The sequence below is a fragment of the Streptomyces sp. NPDC096013 genome (genome assembly GCF_044763565.1).
Classification (GTDB): Bacteria; Actinomycetota; Actinomycetes; order Streptomycetales; family Streptomycetaceae; genus Streptomyces.
Genome location: NZ_JBIWGK010000010.1, coordinates 300,101 through 317,387, shown reverse-complemented (window position 1 = coordinate 317,387; position 17,287 = coordinate 300,101). Strand labels below are relative to the sequence as shown.

The following is a 17,287-nucleotide window of genomic DNA, read 5'->3' as shown; positions in this document are numbered from 1 at the left end:
GTCGGACCCGCCTGCGAGACTTGTCCGCATGCGCATTGTGGTTCTGGCAGGCGGTATCGGTGGTGCCCGGTTCCTGCGCGGTCTCAAGCAGGCCGTGCCGGACGCGGACATCACGGTGATCGGCAACACGGGGGACGACATCCACCTCTTCGGGCTGAAGGTCTGCCCGGACCTCGACACGGTGATGTACACGCTCGGCGGCGGTATCAACGAGGAGCAGGGCTGGGGCCGGGCCGACGAGACCTTCCACCTCAAGGAGGAGCTCGGGGCGTACGGCGTCGGGCCGGAATGGTTCGGGCTCGGCGACCGGGACTTCGCCACGCACATCGTGCGGACCCAGATGATCGGCGCCGGCTTCCCGCTCAGCGCGGTCACCGAGGCGCTGTGCGACCGGTGGAAGCCCGGGGTGCGGCTGATCCCCATGACGGACGACCGCGTCGAGACGCATGTCGCCGTCGAGGTGGACGGCGAGCGCAAGGTGATCCACTTCCAGGAGTACTGGGTCCGGCTGCGCGCGTCGGTCGCCGCCGAGGCCGTCGTGCCGGTCGGGGCCGAGCAGGCCAAGCCCGCGCCCGGGGTCCTGGAGGCGATCGCGGAGGCGGACGTCATCCTCTTCCCGCCGTCCAACCCGGTCGTCTCCGTGGGCACCATCCTCGCGGTGCCCGGCATCAGGGAGGCGATCGCCGAGGCCGGGGTGCCCGTGGTCGGCCTCTCCCCCATCGTCGGGGACGCGCCCGTGCGCGGGATGGCCGACAAGGTGCTCGCCGCGGTGGGCGTCGAGTCCACGGCCACGGCGGTCGCCGAGCACTACGGCTCGGGGCTGCTCGACGGCTGGCTCGTCGACACCGTGGACGCCGCCGCCGTACCGGACGTCGAGGCGGCCGGTATCCGCTGCCGGGCCGTGCCGCTGATGATGACCGACACCGAGGCGACCGCGCTGATGGCGCGGGAGGCGCTGGCGCTGGCGGAGGAGGTGCGGGCGGCATGAGCGAGGCGGCGCCGGTGGAGGGGTACCGGGTGTGGGCCGTGCCCGGGATGCCCGAGGTGGTGGCCGGGGACGACCTGGCCAAGCTGATCGCGGCGGCCGAGCCCGGGCTCATCGACGGGGACGTGCTGCTGGTCACCTCGAAGATCGTGTCCAAGGCGGAGGGGCGGATCGTCGAGGCGGCCGACCGGGAGGCCGCGATCGACGCCGAGACCGTACGGGTCGTGGCGCGGCGCGGGACCCTGCGGATCGTGGAGAACCGGCAGGGGCTGATCATGGCCGCCGCCGGTGTCGACGCCTCCAACACCCCTGCCGGGACCGTGCTGTTGCTGCCCGAGGACCCGGACGCGTCCGCGCGCGCGATCCGCGACGGGCTGCGGGACGCGCTCGGCGTCACCATCGGCGTCGTGGTCACCGACACCTTCGGACGACCCTGGCGCACGGGGCTCACGGACGTCGCGATCGGCGCCGCCGGGGTGCGCGTGCTGGACGATCTGCGCGGGGGCACGGATGCCTACGGCAATCCGCTCAGCGCGACCGTCGTGGCCACGGCCGACGAACTCGCCGCCGCCGGTGACCTCGTCAAGGGCAAGGCCGCGGGGCTGCCCGTCGCCGTGGTGCGAGGGCTGCCGCATGTCGTGGCCGCCGAGGACGACGGGGTCGGGGCGCGGGCCATGGTGCGGGGCGGGCGGGACGACATGTTCCGGCTCGGGACGTCGGAGGCGGTACGGGAGGCGGTGACCCAGCGCCGTACGGTGCGGGCCTTCACCGATGAGCCCGTCGACCCCGGTGCCGTACGACGGGCTGTCGCCGCCGCCGTGACCGCGCCGGCGCCGCATCACACGACGCCGTGGCGGTTCGTGCTGCTGGAGTCGGCCGAGTCCCGGACCTCGTTGCTCGATGCGATGCGGGACGCGTGGATCGCGGATCTGCGGCGGGACGGGAAGTCCGAGGAGTCCATCGTGAAGCGGGTGCGGCGGGGGGACGTGCTGCGCGGGGCGCCGTATCTCGTGGTGCCGTGTCTCGTCATGGACGGGTCGCACACGTATGGGGACGCGCGGCGGGACGGGGCGGAGCGGGAGATGTTCGTGGTGGCCGCCGGGGCGGGGGTGCAGAACTTCCTCGTGGCGCTGGCCGGGGAGCGGTTGGGGTCGGCGTGGGTGTCCTCGACGATGTTCTGCCGGGATGTCGTGCGGGAGGTGTTGGGCTTGCCGCCGGAGTGGGATCCGATGGGGGCGGTGGCTGTGGGGCATCCGGCCGCTTCGCCTGCGGCTCGGGGCGAGCGGGATGCGGGGGCGTTCATTGAGGTGCGGTGAATCGCCGGTGTGGGGGACGTCGTATGCGAGTGCGGGTGGGAGGGGCTGGTCGCGCCCGCGCGGCGGAGGTGCATGAGTGACGCAGCCCCGCGTGGCGCCGCATGAGGACACAGCCCCGGCGCCGCATGAGTGACACAGTCCCCGCCCCCTGAAGGGCCTCTTGCCTCTAGGCTCCTGGCACCCTTCAGGTAGCTCGCATCACCACTGGAAGATCACTGTGGCCGGACGTTTTTCCCCTGGGCCCACTCGTACGACTGTGCGGGGTGGGGAAGTTGTCGTGCCCGCGGGTGTGCCTCGGCAAGGTGCCGAAGGCGGGCTGGTTCGGGAGTGGGTGCCTGACGGGGTGCTTGATCTCGGGCTGGTGCTGGGGCCGTTGCGGCGGGGGCCCGGGGACCCCACGTTTCGGGCTACGGCGGACGGGGCCGTCTGGCGGGCCAGTCTCACGCCGGTCGGGCCGGGGACCCTGCGGGTGTCCGCGCACGGGGGTGCGGTGCGCGGGGAGGCCTGGGGGCCGGGGGCGAAGTGGCTGTTGGAACGGTTGCCGGAGATGCTGGGCGCCGCCGATGATCCTGACGCGTTCGTGCCACGGCACCGGCTGCTGGCGGTCACTCGGCATCGGCGGCCGGGGTTGCGGCTGACGCGGACCGGGCTGGTGCTGGAGTCGTTGATTCCGTCGGTGCTGGAGCAGAAGGTGACCACCGACGAGGCGTATCGGGCCTGGCGGTTGCTCGTACGGAAGTTCGGGGTGCCGGCGCCCGGGCCCGTGAACGGGCGGATGTGGGTGATGCCGGCGCCGCGGGCGTGGGCGCTGATTCCGTCCTGGGAGTGGCATCGGGCCGGGGTCGACGACAAACGGGCGTCCACGATTCTGCGGGCCGTACGGGTCGCTGCGCGGCTGGAGCAGGCGGGGGCGATGTCCGCGGAGGATGCGCGGGCTCGGCTGGAGGTCGTGCCGGGGGTGGGGGTGTGGACGTCCGCGGAGACCGTGCAGCGGAGTCATGGGGCGGCGGATGCGGTGACCGTGGGGGATCTGCATCTGCCGGGGATCGTGGGGTGGGCGTTGGCCGGGGACCGGGACGCGGATGACTCGGTGATGTTGTCGTTGCTGGAGCCGTATGCGGGGCAGCGGCATCGGGCGGCGCGGTTGATCTTGTTGAGCGGGCGTACGCCGGCGAGGCGGGCGCCGAAGATGCCTCGGGGTGACATCGGGGCGTTGTGAAATTCCGGGGGCGTCGTGAGGTTCCGGGGGCGTTGGTTGCCCGGGGTCTCGGTCGGCGGGGGTGGGCTTCGGTTACCGGGGGCTTTGGTTGCCGGGGCTCCGGTCACCGTCCCTGGGGGCTCCGCCCCCAGACCCCCAGGCCTGTGCCCACCCACCACCCGATTGGGTTGGCCAAGAAGTGCCGTACTACCGACTCGGTGGGCCTGGAAGTACACCGACGCCCGACTCGATGGACCTGGAAACACACGACCTGCCGACCCGGTACGCCAAGGAGCGCAGCGGAGCCCGCCCGGAACGCCAACGAGTGCACCGGCGCCCGACCCGCAACGCCAAGGTGTGCACCGGCGCCCGAGTCGGTGGCCAAGAAGCGCACCACCGACTCGGCAAACGCAGAAACCCACGGCCACCCCGACCCGGCACGGCACGAAGTGCAACGCCACCGGCCCGGCACACGGGAAAGCGCCCCGGCACCCGACCCCTCAGGCCAAGAACCGCACGGCTACTCGACCCGGCACGCAAAGAAGCACCGCGCTACCGTCCCGGCACGCAGGAAAGGGCCATCGGCACCCCACCGCTCCCGGCAAAGAACCGCACCGCCGCCCCACCCGGCACGCCAACAAGCGCCGCACTACCGCCCCGGTCCACCCAGCCCACTACGCCCGGCAGCCTCCCCCGGCCCCCGCCCCGGCACCCCCTCACTGATCAGAAGAGAACCGCACCGCCCCCGCCGGAATCCGCGCATCGCACCAGACCCGCATTCCGTCGCGGAGTTCGTTGTCGGCGCCGATGATCGCGCCGTCGCCGATCACCGTGCCGGTGAGGACGGAGCGTTCGCCGACGCGGGCTCGGGTGCCGATGAGGGAGTCGGTGATGACCGCGCCGGGTTCGATGATCGCGCCGGGGAGGATGGTCGAGCCGAAGACTCTCGCGCCCTCGGCGACGAACGCGCCCTCGCCGACCACCGTGCCGCCTGTCAGTTTGGCGTCGGGGGCGACGCGGGCGGTGGGGAGGACCAGGCGGTCTCCGCAGCGGCCCGGGATCGCGGGGGACGGGGCTCGGCCGAGGACCAGGTCCGCGGAGCCTCGGACGAAGGCCGCCGGGGTGCCGAGGTCCAGCCAGTACGTCGAGTCCACCAGGCCCTGGAGGTGGGCTCCTGCCGAGAGCAGGTCGGGGAAGGTCTCGCGTTCCACCGAGACCGGGCGGCCCGTCGGGATCGTGTCGATGACCGAGCGGCGGAAGACGTACGCGCCCGCGTTGATCTGGTCGGTGACGATCTCCTCGGGGGTCTGGGGCTTCTCAAGGAAGGCCAGGACGCGGCCCGTCCCGTCCGTGGGGACCAGGCCGTACGCGCGCGGGTCCGTGACCTTCGTGAGGTGGAGGGAGACGTCCGCGCCCGTCGTCTCGTGGGTGTCGACCAGGGCTCGGATGTTCAGGCCGGTGAGGATGTCGCCGTTGAAGATCAGGACCGGGTCCTCGGGGCCGGAGTGGAGCCGCGAGGCGACGTTGCGGATGGCGCCGCCCGTGCCGAGGGGCTCGTCCTCCGTGACGTACTCGATGTGGAGGCCCAGGGACGAACCGTCACCGAAGTGCGGTTCGAACACCTCCGCCAGATAGGAAGTGGCCAGGACGATGTGGTCGACGCCCGCCGCTCTCGCTCGCGCCAGCTGATGCGTGAGGAACGGCACCCCCGCCGCCCTGACCATCGGCTTGGGGGTGTGCACCGTGAGCGGGCGCAACCGGGTGCCCTTGCCGCCGACCAGGAGGATCGCTTCTGTCACCTGTCGTCTCTGCTTCCTGCCGGGACCGGCCGAACTGTTTTTTCGGCCGGCCAGTGTATGCGGACCGTGCACCTGTCCCGCAGACCCTTCCCCGGCACCCCCTGCCCCGGTCAGCGGCCCTGGTACCGGGCCGATGTGGAGCGGGCCGAGCCGAGCTTGCCGTAGAGCTGCCTTCCTGGGCAGTCCGTGGCGAACCCGTCCCGATGGCCGGAGATCACATTGAGTCGTACGTTCTTTCCTTTTCGGTAGAGATTGCCACCACCGGACTTCAGGTATGTCTTGCCGCGCGGATTGCCGCCGTAGAGTCCGAGCTTCCATGCGGTGAGACGGGCGATGGCGGTCACCGCCGCCGAGGACGGTTTGGTGCTGCCGAAGGTTCCGAGGACCGCGATCCCCGTGCTGTTGGTGTTGAAACCGAGGGTGTGGGCGCCCAGGACGGCCTTCGCCACTCCCCCGGCCCGGCCCTCGTAGATGGTTCCGCACTTGTCGATGAGGAAGTTGTAGCCGATGTCACGCCAGCCGCTGCTCTCGACGTGGTAGCGGTAGATACCGCGAATGACGGAAGGCGCTTGCGAGCAGCGGTAGTTGTTGCCCGTGGCGGTGTGGTGCACGAAAGCCGCCTTGACCTGCTTCGTGTACACGAACCCCTGCTCCCGCAGCTCCTCGTCGGCGCCCCAGCCGTGCCGGGTGACGATGCGCGGGCGCGGCCCGATGTACGGCTCCGCCTTGCGGCCCAGGCCGACCAGTTCGCGTTCGGTGGCCTGCTTGGTGAGGGCCGGGAGTTCGGTGGCGGTTCGGGGGGCCGCGACTCGGTTCGTGGTCGTCGGCGCGCCCGCGGGCGGGGGTTCCGCGGCGCCCGGGTCGACCAGTTCCAGGTGCAGGCCGGCGGGGAGTGGAGACGGTTGTTCGTCCGTCTTCCCTACGGTCCGTGTCGCCGCCCTGTCCGCTCTTACGCGTACGTCCACTCCGTCCGAGTCGCCCACCCACAGCGGGGCGGTGGAGCCGTGGACGTGGCCGGAGGTGCGTTCGGGCGTGCCGGGGTCGGCGCCGTGGTCGTCGTTGTGGGTGTCGACGTCCTGCCAGCCGGACCAGGCGCCGGTGGCGGTGGACCGGGTGCGGACCTGGACGCTGCCGCGCAGTTCGGTGTCGGGGTCGTCCCAGATGACGCCGACGAGGGAGAAGCGGTGCACATCGCCGCGGGTCAGGCCCTGTTCGGGGGCGGCGCCGAAGGTGCGGTCGCCGACGCGGGGGGCGAGGGGCAGTGACTGGGTGCTGCCGGGGAGGGCGGGGAGGGCCCGGTCGCCGGTCGTCGCCGCGGATCTCGCGCCGCTCGTCGACTGCGTCGCGGGGGCCGGTGCCTGTGCCGCGGACGGTGCCGCGGACGCGGGCAGGGTGAGCGGGAGGGCCAGTGTGGCCGCGCAGGTGACGCCGATCGAGGAAGCAAGGAATCCACGCATGCCCCTGATCCTGGACATAGTCATACATATCTGTCCATCCGGGAATTGACGGACCGTCGGCTGCGGTTCGTCCGAACCGGTGGTCCGGCGTCCGGTGCGGGAGTGGACGCCGACCGGCGCCCCCGTACGCTTGCGCGGGTGAACGCCATCGATCGCACCCCTGCCGACCTGCTGCGTTCCGCGCTCGCCGCGGACCCCGGCCGCCCCCTGGTGACCTTCTACGACGACGCCACGGGAGAACGGGTCGAATTGTCCGTGGCCACCTTCGCCAATTGGGTGGCCAAGACCGCGAACCTCCTTCAAGGGGATCTCGGGGCGGGGCCCGGTGACCGGGTCTCCTTGTTGTTGCCGGCGCACTGGCAGACGGCGGTGTGGCTGCTGGCGTGTTCGTCCGTGGGGGTTGTCGCCGACGTGGGGGGCGACCCCGGCGTCGCCGACGTGGTGGTGAGCGGGCCGGAGTCGTTGGAGGCGGCTCGGGCCTGTGGCGGGGAGCGGGTCGCGCTGGCGTTGCGGCCGCTCGGGGGGAGGTTTCCGCAGACTCCGGCCGGGTTCGTGGACTACGCCGTCGAGGTGCCGGGGCAGGGGGACCGGTTTGTGCCGTTCTCGCCGGTGGACCCCGGGGAGCCGGCGTTGGCCGTCGGTGGGCGGGAGCTCACGGGGGCGGAGGTGGTCGAGCGGGCTCTCGCCGACGAAGGTGCCGATGCGGGGGGCCGGGTGCTGTCGGGGCTGCCGTACGACTCGTGGGAGGGGTTGAGCGCGGGGCTGTTCGGGCCGCTCGCCTCCGGGGGGTCCGTGGTGTTGTGCCGGAATCTCGATCAGGCGGGCGAAGGGGTCCTGGCCAAGCGGGTCGAGAGTGAGCGGGTGACCGTCTCGCGCCTCTGAGGGGGCGGCGGGGGTCACCCGAACGGGTCAGCAACGGCCGCCTCCCCACCCCATCCACGCCATGGTCGTAAGAGCAGAACCACACGCAGAGGCACACGCAGGACCACACGCTCTTACGACCATGAGGGGTGGAACCGCACGTGTTGGACGACACCGCAGGAGGCGTTCTCGGGCCGGGTGCGGGGGCCTCCGCGTCCGGGGCGGGGCTCATCCGGCGGCGGCGGCGCCGATGGGTGCGGTGGGGCGCGGGCGGGGTCGCCGTGCTGCTGGTGGGGGCCGCCGGGGTCGGCTGGGGGCTCTACGCGAAGCTCGACTCGAACATCACGGCCGACAACGCCGCCGCCGCCGAGCTCGCCCGGTACGAGAAGGAGCGGCCCACCGCCCTGGTGAAGGGCGCGCAGAACATCCTGCTGATCGGGTCCGACTCGCGGTCAGGGGACGGGAACGCGGAGTACGGGCGGGACTCGGGGACCGAGCGGTCGGACACGACGATCCTGTTGCATCTGGCGGCCGACCGGCGCAGCGCCACCGCCGTGTCGTTGCCGCGGGACCTGATGGTGGACGTACCGGGGTGTCTGCGGCCGGACGGGACGCGGACCGAGCCGATGTTCGCGATGTTCAACTACGCGTTCCAGGTGGGGGGTTCGGGATGCACGATCCGGACCGTGGAGAAGCTGACGAACGTGCGGATCGACCATCACATGGTGGTGGACTTCCATGGGTTCAAGGACATGGTCGACGCCGTCGACGGGGTGCAGGTCTGCCTCAAGAGGCCGGTCCGGGACAAGGCGGCCCGGTTGAAGCTGCCTGCCGGGCGGGTGACGCTCGACGGCGAGCAGGCGCTCGGGTACGTGCGGGCGCGGAAGTCGCTCGGGAACGGCAGTGACACCGATCGGATGGACCGTCAGCAGGGGTTCCTGGGCGCGCTCGTCAACAAGGTGCGGAGCGACGACGTGCTGTTCAATCCGGCGAAGCTGTATCCCGTGCTGGACGCGGCGACGTCGTCGCTGACGACCGATCCGGGGCTGGCGTCTCTGCGCGGTCTGTACGAACTGGTGCGCGGCGTGCGGAACATCCCCACCGAACATGTGCGGTTCCTCACCGTTCCCCGGGAGTCGTACGTCTACAACGCCAATCGCGACCAGCTCGTGGAACCCGAGGCCGAAAAGCTGTTCGCCCTGCTGCGGGCGGACCGGGCCGTCGCGGTGACGCGTGCGGACCCGTCGGAGGGTCCGCGGGATTCCGCCGCAAACGCCCGTATTACGGCGCCGGGTTCGGGGGCCACGCCCGCGCCGACGTTCCGCGGGAACACCGCCGCCGAGGACACCTGCGGGTAAGGCGATCACCGGCTCGACGAACTTTTGTTCCGAAAAATAGGACGGATTGACCGGTTGTAGGGACGTGGAATTTGTCACCGCAGTCACTTGCCGCTCAACTGGACGGATAGTGTGAGCGCCCCGGTGTGCTTGCGCACCGGTTGTACGAGACCCGAGCGCCTGGAGGGGGAAGGCGCCGCGTGGCCCCGACGGAGGATTCGGTAAACCGTGGACGCGCAAGGCCGTGGGCGGGCGGACAACATCGACCCCGCAGACCAGTGGGTACTCAATCCGAACACTGGTGAATACGAACTGCGACTGACTCCTTCCACACCGCAGTCAGCGGTGCCGGGGCCCCGTAGAGCCACTGCGCAGAACCGCAGTGTGGCGGCGCCGGAGCGGGAGACGGTCCCGAAGAGTCCGGGGCGCGAGGTGCCGCCGCCGCGCAGACGGCGGGGCGCGCCCGAGGAGCCACCGGCCCGGCGCGGTCGCCGCCCGGTGAAGAAGGCCAAGGGCAAGAAGGTCCTGATGTGGACCGGCGGCGGGCTGGCCTTCGTGCTGGTCGCCGTCTCCGCGGCCGGCTACCTCTACATCAAGCACCTCAACGACAACATCACGGCCGTCTCCGACGACGGCGCGAGCACCGGTGGCTTCAGCAAGGGCAAGGCCATCAACCTGCTGGTGATCGGCACCGACAAGCGCACCGGCGCGGGCAACGAGGGCTACGGCGACGCCGGCAGCGTCGGCCACGCGGACACCACGATCCTGCTGCACGTCTCCAAGGACCGCTCCAACGCGACGGCGCTCAGCATCCCCCGCGACCTGATCACCGACGTCCCGGACTGTCCTACGACCCAGTCGGACGGCTCGTCGAAGGTCATCCCGGGGACGACGAGCGTCCGCTTCAACACGAGCCTCGGACAGGACGGCCGGACGCCGAGCTGCACACTGCGGACGGTCACCGAGCTGACCGGCATCCAGCCCGACGACTTCATGGTGGCCGACTTCAACGCAGTGAAGACGCTCACGGACGCGGTCGGCGGCGTCGAGGTCTGTCTGGCCAAGGACATCGACGACTCCGACTCGCACCTGAAGCTGTCCAAGGGCACGCACAACATCTCCGGCGAGCAGGCACTGGCGTTCGTGCGCACCCGGCACTCGGTCGGCTTCGGCGGCGACCTGAGCCGGATCACGCTCCAGCAGCAGTTCCTGAGCGCGCTGATGCGGAAGCTGAAGTCCAACTCCACGCTCACCAATCCCGCGAAGATGCTGAAGCTGGCGGAGACCGGCACCAAGGCGCTGACCGTCGACGACAACCTCGACTCCATCGGCAAGCTGAAGGACCTCGGTCTGGAGCTGGGCAAGCTCAACCCGAAGAACCTGACCTTCACCACCGTGCCGGTCGTCGACAACCCGGCGGAGAAGACCCCGGTGACGGTCGTCCTCAACAACTCGACCGCCCCGCAGGTCTTCTCGCTGATCAAGAGCGACACCTCGTTCACCGCCGTCAAGCAGCAGGCCGCGAAGGAGAAGGCCGCCGTGGCCGCCCGCCTCAAGGGCACCAAGTCCGCCGCCTCCGCGGTGCGGGTGCGGATCCTCAACGGAGGGGCCGACGCCGGCAGCGCACAGGAAACTCTCACGTGGCTGCAGAATGATGAGGGCGTGCTCAAGTCCGAGAACGCGGGCAACGCTCCGGCGGTGCTCGCGAAGACGACCCTTGAGTACGCGCCCGACCAGGCGGACCAGGCTCGCAGGCTCGCCGACATCATGGGTCTCTCGGGGTCCGCGATGAAGCCGGGCAAGAGTGTGCAGAACTCCCAGGGGCTGCCGGCGATGACGCTGACCCTGGGCAAGGACTTCAAGGGAGCCGGCGTCCCCCTCACCTCGACCGCGGGTTCGACGCCGGAGGGGGTACAGAAGTCCACGGCGGACAAGGTTGAGTGCGCCAAGTAAGTGACCACACGGGTCCGTTCCGCGTCTAACAGGACGCGGGGCGGACCCGTGTGTCAGGGCGCGGGGTGGGAGGGGTGGGGACGTGACGCAGAGCAGCGTGCGTGGGGAGGTGCCGGCCGTCGAGGACACGATGTCGCTCACGCCGGCGGACGGCAGAAGACCGGAGGCCGGGAAGGGCGCGGGCGCGTCGGACGGGGGCGGGGACGGCGGCAGACGCAAGGGCCGTAGGCGACGGGCGTTGCGGTGGTCGGCGATCGTGCTCGCGGTGGTCATACTCGGGACGGCCGGCGCCGGATACCTGTACTACCAGCACCTCAACCACAACATAAAGAAAGACCCCCTGAACCTCGGGGACGAGAAGGACAGGGCGGCCGAGTCCCGGGCCAACGCGGCCGGACAGAAGCCGCTGAACATCCTGCTGATCGGTTCGGACGCGCGGGACTCCGCGGAGAACCAGAAGCTCGGCGGCGCGAAGGACACGTTCAACACCGCGCCCCGCGCCGACGTACAGATGCTGCTGCACGTCTCGGCGGACCGTTCCAACATGTCGGTGGTGAGCATGCCGCGCGACACCCTGACGGACATCCCCAAGTGCACGGACCCGCACACAGGCAAGACCTACGCGGCCGAGACGGACGTCATCACGAACGACTCACTGGGCCGCGGCGGACCCGGCTGCACGGTGGCGACCTGGGAGAAGCTGACCGACATCCACATCGACCACTTCATGATGGTCGACTTCGCGGGTGTCGTGTCGATGGCGGACGCGATCGGCGGGGTGCCGGTCTGCGTGGACGCCAACATCTACTCGCACACCTCCGCAGGCAAGGGCTCCGGCCTGAAGCTGAAGAAGGGCACGACGTCCGTGAAGGGCCAGCAGGCCTTGCAGTGGCTGCGTACGCGCTACGGCTTCGAGGACGACACCGACATCGCCCGCACCAAGGCGCAGCACCAGTACATGAACTCGATGGTCCGGCAGCTGCGGGAGAACGCGACGCTGAGCAACCCGACGGAGCTGCGCGGCCTCGCCGAGACGGCCACGAAGGCGATCACGGTCGACAACGGCCTGGGGACGGTCGCCAAGCTGTACGACCTGAGCAAGGAACTGAGGAAGGTTCCGACGAACCGCATCACCATGACGACGATGCCGTGGGAGTACGCGGGCAGCAGCGGTCGGGTGGTGCCCAAGCCGGCCGACGCCGAGCAGCTGTTCCGGCTGGTCCGCGAGGACATCGCGCTGGACGGCAAGGACAAGAAGAAGGCCGCGGCGGCGAAGGCGTCCACCGATCCGGCCGCCGCCGACGACAAGATCGCCGTACAGGTGGAGAACGGCACCCGCACCGACGCGACGGGCGCGGTGCGCGGGCGGGCGACCTCGGTGGCCGCGCTCCTCGTCGGCAAGGGCTTCAAGGAGGCGGTGGCCGACTCCTCTTCGGCCCCCAGCGAGGCCAAGACGGTGATCCGCTATCCGAGCGCCGACCTGGAGGGCGACGCCCAGCGGGTCGCCAAGGCCCTCGGCATCCCGACGAGCGCGGTGAAGAAGTCCACCAGCGTCTCCGGGGTCACCCTGGTCGTCGGCGCGGACTGGGCCGACGGCACCAAGTACAAGGCCGCGGCGGCGGACGACAGGACCCCGGCGTCGGCGGACGCCCTCAACGGCTCCGACACCACGGCCTGCATGCACGTCGACCCGAACTACGTCTGGTAGTCCGGGTCGTCGTGTGCGGCGGTGCTCAGCTGCTGGACGGGCTGAGCACCGCGGGCCGCCGGGACGCGATCACCCTGCGGGCAAGGGACTTGGGGCTGGTGAGGAAGCCGTAGCCCCAGGACATGTGCATGGTGGCGAGGGCCACCGGGATCTGGAGGCGGGCCTTGAGCGAGAGGCCCTTGCCCGCGGGGAGGGAGCCGAGGGCGATCGCCGCGAGGTAGCCGCCGGGGACCAGGAAGCCCCAGGGGGTGAGGGCCGCGCCCACCACGATGCCGGCCGCTATCGCGCAGACGGCGGTCGGCGGGGCGAGGTAGCGGAGGTTGATGGAGCCCTCGTGGTAGCGGGCGACGACGTGCCGCCAGCGGCCGTAGTCCTTGTACTGCTTGGCAAGCGCCTTCACCGACGGGCGGGGGCGGTACGACACCCGCAGCTCCGGTGAGAACCAGATCAGGCCGCCGGCCTCGCGGATGCGGAAGTTCAGCTCCCAGTCCTGGGCGCGGATGAACTCCTCGTTGTAGCCGCCCTGTTGCTCAAGGGCCTCGCGGCGGAACACCCCGAGGTAGACCGTCTCGGCGGAGCCCGCCTCGCCTCCCGTGTGGAAGGCCGCGTTGCCCACGCCGATCTTCGAGGTCATCGCGGCGGCGACCGCGTCCTCCCAGGCGTTCTCGCCCTCGGCGTGCATGATGCCGCCGACGTTCTGCGCGCCGGTCTCCTCCAGGAGGCGTACGGCGGTGGCGATGTAGTTCGGCGAGAGGATGCCGTGGCCGTCGACGCGGACGACGATCGGATGGCGGGAGGCCTTGATCGCGGCGTTGAGGGCGGCGGGCGTGCGGCCGGTGGGGTTCGGGACGGTGTGCACGCGCGGGTCTTCCGAGACGAGCTGGGCCGCGATCTCGTCCGTGCGGTCCTTGGAGGGACCGAGGGCGATGACGACCTCCATCTCGCCGGCGTACTCCTGCGCGAGGATCGCTTGGACGGCTCCGCGCAGATGCCGTTCCTCGTCGAGGACGGGCATGATCACAGAAACGGCGGGGAGTCGCACGTCGGGAATGGCGTTCATAGGGGGCTCACGTTACCGCGAACGGGGGACACGGACGCGCCCCGCCCGGGCGGCTGCGGTGGTATCAGATCGTATCGGCCTACGGTGCTCACGATCCCACGTACGGCCCTCGCGGAGGTGTCCCCCATGCCCACGCCGCCTCGCCGCTCCCCCGCCGCCCGTCCACCGCGGCGGCCCCCACGGCCCCCCGTACGACCGAAGAAGCCGCGCTGGGCCATGCGGGCGGCGACCACGCTGTCCGTGGTCGTGCTCGCCTCCGCCGGGATCGGGCACGCGGTCGTCACCAGCCTCGACGCGGACATCGCCCGCGTCGACCCCTTCAAGGACATGAAGAACCGGCCGCGCGCGGGCAACGGCATGAATGTCCTGCTCGTCGGCACCGACGGCCGCGACAAGATCACCGAGACGGAGCGGCGCCAGTACCACCTGGGCGGCGCGCCCTGTCACTGCACCGACACCATCATGATCGTGCACATCTCGGAGGACCGGGAGCACGCCAGCGTCGTCAGCCTGCCCCGCGACTCCTACGCCGAGACGCCCCCGCACACCGACCAGACCACCGGCGAGCAGCACGGCCCGCACCCCATCAAGCTCAACGCGGCGTACGCGGAGGGCGGCCCCAGCCTCACCGTGCGGACCGTCGAGTCCATGACGCACGTGAAGATCGACCACTATCTGGAGGTCGACTTCACCAGCTTCATGAAGACGGTCGACGTGCTGGGCGGGGTCAGGATCTGCACCGCCGAGCCCCTGAAGGACTCGTACACGGGTCTCGACCTGCCCGCCGGCACGCACACCCTGATGGGCGGGCAGGCCCTCCAGTACGTCCGCTCGCGGCACGTCGACGGGGCCTCCGACCTCGGCCGGATGAAGCGCCAGCAGCGTTTCCTGGCGGCGCTGATCGACCAGGCCACCTCGTCCGGGGTGCTGCTGAACCCGCTGAAGTTCCGTGACGTGACCCGCGCGGTGCTCGGCTCGGTCCGCGCGGACAAGGGATTCGGCACCGACGAACTGCTCGACCTGGGCCGGGCGATGCGCAACTTCTCCCCGTCGTCCTCCGAGTTCACCACCGTGCCGATCGGACAGATGGGCTTCGTCGTGAAGGGCATCGGCTCCACCCTGAAATGGGACCAGGCGAAGGCGGCGAAGCTCTTCCAGGCCCTGCGGGACGACAAGCCCCTGGCGGTGCACAAGCCGGCGCGCGCCAACTCCGTGAAGGTGGACGTGGCCCCGCAGCAGATCCAGGTCCAGGTGGAGAACGGCACGGCGACCGGCGGTCTCGGCAAGCGCGTGGACGCGGCGCTGGCGGCGACCGGCTTCCGTACGACGCGGTTGCCGACGAGCGCGGCCGACCACGCCGTACGACGCACGGTGGTGTCCTACGACCCCCGCTGGGACCGGTCCGCGAAGTCGCTCGCGGCGGCGCTCCCCGGGAGCGAGCTGCGCGCGGTGACAGGGCAGGGGCCGGTGCTGAAGGTGATCGCCGGGAGTGACTTCAAGCAGGTCACGCGGGTGCGGGCGACGGATGCGCAGCAGGGTGAGTTCGGGGTGGTGTCCGGGGACGAGGTGGGGTGTTCGTAGCGGGACGGGGCCTTCTTGATGAAGTGGGGCGTTCTGTAACAGCCCCGAGGGGCGGATCTCAGTCGTCGAGGCCCTCCGCGGCCCGCTTCTCGCGCAGTTCCATGATCGCGCGGCGGCGGGCCAGGCGGTGGGTGCGGCGGATCTGGGCCTCCTGGTAGCGGCGCTCGTCGCGCTCCGTCTCAGGGAGGACCGGGGGTACCGCGCGGGGCTTGCCGTCGGCGTCCACGGCGGCGAAGACGAGGTAGGCGGAGCCGACCTGGGTGGCTGGGGTCGACTCGTTCCAACGCTCGGCCAGGACCCGCACGCCGACCTCCATGGAGCTGCGGCCGGTCCAGTTGACCTGCGCCTTCACATGGACGAGGTCGCCGACGCGGACCGGTTCCAGAAACGCCATCTCGTCCATCGACGCGGTCACGGCCGGACCACCGCTGTGCCGGCCGGCGACGGCGCCCGCCGCGTCGTCGACCAGCTTCATGATGACCCCGCCGTGCACGGTCCCCAGAAGGTTCGTGTCCGCGTTGGTCATGATGTGGCTGAGGGTGGTCCGGGAGGCGGACGTCGGCTTGCCCGGCAGGTCTGTCATGGTCCTCACCTTATGCCGGGGCGACATCTGCGGACTTTGTGTTGGCTTCGCAACAGCAGTGCCCTGATTTTCCTACGACCCTTGTAAAGGACATGGCCGCAACCTGCACACTGGGCCCCATGAACGATTGGCCCGAGGGATGGTCCGGCGGCAACCGCGGCAATGAGTACGGACGCGGGAGCGCGAACGCACAGCCGGAGAGCGCACGTGTGATGCGCCAGGTACGACGCGGCCCGCAGGCCCCGCCGTACGGCGCCGGAGTCCCGCCGCAGCCGTCGTACACGGGCGGCCAGGGCTATGACGACCAGAACGGCCAGGGCGGCTACGACAACGGGTACGACAGCGGCTACAACACCGGCCAGGTCTACGGCGGTGGCGGCCCCGGCGGTCCGGAGGGGCCGGACGGCGGGCGCGGTCCGCGGCGCGCGCCGAACTGGCGCCGGCGGATCAAGTGGACCGCGATCACCGTGGTCACCGTGCTGATCGTGACGACCGTGGGCACGTACTTCTGGGCCGACTCCAAGCTGAACCGGGACGTCGACCTGTCGAAGGTGATCGACCGGCCGTCGGGCGGCGACGGCACGAACTACCTGATCGTCGGGTCCGACAGCCGCGAGGGGCTGAGCGCGGCCGAGAAGAAGAAGCTGCACACCGGCTCCGCCGAGGGCAAGCGCACGGACTCGATGATGATCCTGCACGTGGGCAGCAGCGGCGACACCCTGATCTCGCTGCCCCGCGACTCGAACGTCACGATCCCGTCGTACGTGGGCTCGACCTCGGGCAAGACGTACCAGAACACGGGCCGGCAGACGAAGCTCAACGCGGCGTACGCGGAGGACGGCCCGACGCTGCTCGTGCGGACCGTCGAGTACAACATGGGCCTGCACATCGACCACTACGTCGAGATCGGCTTCAACGGCTTCGCGGACATCGTGGACGCGGTCGGCGGGGTCACCATCGACATCGACAAGGGCTTCAAGGACTCGTACTCGGGCGCGAACTTCAAGGCCGGCAAGCAGACCCTGAACGGCGAGGAGGCCCTGGCCTTCGTCCGCACCCGGCACGCGTTCGCGGCGTCCGACCTCCAGCGCACGAAGAACCAGCAGAAGTTCCTGTCGGCCCTGGCCCACCAGGTGGCCACCCCGGGCACCCTCATGAACCCCTTCAAGCTCTACCCGACGCTGGGCGCAGGCCTCGACTCCCTCTCGGTCGACAAGGGCATGTCCCTGTGGGACCTCGCGTCCATGTTCTGGGCCATGAAGGGCGTCAGCGGCGGCGACGGCACCTCCATGAACATGCCGATCTCCGGCTCGGTCGGCGGCAACCTCGTCTGGGACAAGGCGAAGGTGAAGACACTGGTGAACGAGCTGAACAACGACCAGAAGGTGACGGTCTCGGGCAACTGACCCGACCGGTCGCATGGCGAAGGGGGCCCTTGGACAAGGGCCC

Annotated in this window: 13 protein-coding genes; 9 read left to right on the top strand and 4 right to left on the bottom strand. The window is 70.6% G+C overall.

Annotation, left to right across the window (positions count from 1 at the left end):
* Window positions 1–28: 28 nt before the first annotated feature.
* From cofD to ACIRB1_RS31335, 3 genes are all read left to right on the top strand, one after another.
* Window positions 29–988: a 2-phospho-L-lactate transferase gene (gene cofD, locus ACIRB1_RS31345; RefSeq protein ID WP_403467746.1), complete on the top strand. Its 960-nt coding sequence runs from the start codon at window positions 29–31 to the stop codon at window positions 986–988.
* Window positions 985–2,301 (top strand): coenzyme F420-0:L-glutamate ligase, encoded by a 1,317-nt coding sequence (locus tag ACIRB1_RS31340; protein WP_403467745.1) that lies wholly within the window; start codon window positions 985–987, stop codon window positions 2,299–2,301. Before cofD ends, ACIRB1_RS31340 begins: the two co-directional genes overlap by 4 nt.
* Window positions 2,302–2,518: 217 nt before the next feature.
* Window positions 2,519–3,520 (top strand): DNA-3-methyladenine glycosylase 2 family protein, encoded by a 1,002-nt coding sequence (locus tag ACIRB1_RS31335; protein WP_352186056.1) that lies wholly within the window; start codon window positions 2,519–2,521, stop codon window positions 3,518–3,520.
* A 695-nt stretch (window positions 3,521–4,215) separates the two neighbouring features.
* Here the strand turns inward: ACIRB1_RS31335 and ACIRB1_RS31330 are convergent.
* Window positions 4,216–5,298, bottom strand: coding sequence for an NDP-sugar synthase (locus tag ACIRB1_RS31330; RefSeq protein ID WP_352184922.1), 1,083 nt, complete (start codon window positions 5,296–5,298; stop codon window positions 4,216–4,218).
* Window positions 5,299–5,408: 110 nt separating this feature from the next.
* On the bottom strand, window positions 5,409–6,755 hold the full coding sequence (locus ACIRB1_RS31325; protein WP_403467744.1) for a peptidoglycan recognition protein: 1,347 nt from the start codon (window positions 6,753–6,755) through the stop codon (window positions 5,409–5,411).
* A gap of 138 nt (window positions 6,756–6,893) precedes the next feature.
* On the opposite strand from ACIRB1_RS31325, the gene ACIRB1_RS31320 reads away from it, so the two are divergent.
* From ACIRB1_RS31320 to ACIRB1_RS31305, 4 genes are all read left to right on the top strand, one after another.
* Window positions 6,894–7,637: a TIGR03089 family protein gene (locus tag ACIRB1_RS31320; RefSeq protein WP_352184920.1), complete on the top strand. Its 744-nt coding sequence runs from the start codon at window positions 6,894–6,896 to the stop codon at window positions 7,635–7,637.
* A gap of 143 nt (window positions 7,638–7,780) precedes the next feature.
* A complete protein-coding gene (locus tag ACIRB1_RS31315) occupies window positions 7,781–8,974 on the top strand; it encodes an LCP family protein (RefSeq protein WP_352184931.1) in 1,194 nt (397 codons plus the stop codon).
* A gap of 207 nt (window positions 8,975–9,181) precedes the next feature.
* Window positions 9,182–10,906 (top strand): LCP family protein, encoded by a 1,725-nt coding sequence (locus tag ACIRB1_RS31310; RefSeq protein WP_352184919.1) that lies wholly within the window; start codon window positions 9,182–9,184, stop codon window positions 10,904–10,906.
* Window positions 10,907–11,036: 130 nt separating this feature from the next.
* Complete coding sequence (locus ACIRB1_RS31305; protein ID WP_403467759.1) at window positions 11,037–12,614, top strand: LCP family protein; 1,578 nt, start codon at window positions 11,037–11,039, stop codon at window positions 12,612–12,614.
* A 25-nt stretch (window positions 12,615–12,639) separates the two neighbouring features.
* On the opposite strand, the gene ACIRB1_RS31300 is transcribed toward ACIRB1_RS31305, so the two are convergent.
* Window positions 12,640–13,674 carry a glycosyltransferase family 2 protein gene (locus tag ACIRB1_RS31300; RefSeq protein WP_352184918.1) on the bottom strand — a complete coding sequence of 345 codons (1,035 nt, stop codon included), beginning with the start codon at window positions 13,672–13,674 and terminating at the stop codon, window positions 12,640–12,642.
* 126 nt (window positions 13,675–13,800) lie between these two features.
* Here ACIRB1_RS31300 and ACIRB1_RS31295 point away from each other — a divergent pair, with 126 nt between their 5' ends.
* Window positions 13,801–15,255 (top strand): LCP family protein, encoded by a 1,455-nt coding sequence (locus tag ACIRB1_RS31295; RefSeq protein WP_352184917.1) that lies wholly within the window; start codon window positions 13,801–13,803, stop codon window positions 15,253–15,255.
* 58 nt (window positions 15,256–15,313) lie between these two features.
* Here the strand turns inward: ACIRB1_RS31295 and ACIRB1_RS31290 are convergent, their stop codons facing one another.
* Window positions 15,314–15,865: an acyl-CoA thioesterase gene (locus tag ACIRB1_RS31290; protein WP_328831033.1), complete on the bottom strand. Its 552-nt coding sequence runs from the start codon at window positions 15,863–15,865 to the stop codon at window positions 15,314–15,316.
* 92 nt (window positions 15,866–15,957) lie between these two features.
* Here ACIRB1_RS31290 and ACIRB1_RS31285 point away from each other — a divergent pair, with 92 nt between their 5' ends.
* Window positions 15,958–17,244 carry an LCP family protein gene (locus ACIRB1_RS31285; protein ID WP_352184916.1) on the top strand — a complete coding sequence of 429 codons (1,287 nt, stop codon included), beginning with the start codon at window positions 15,958–15,960 and terminating at the stop codon, window positions 17,242–17,244.
* Window positions 17,245–17,287 lie beyond the last annotated feature (43 nt).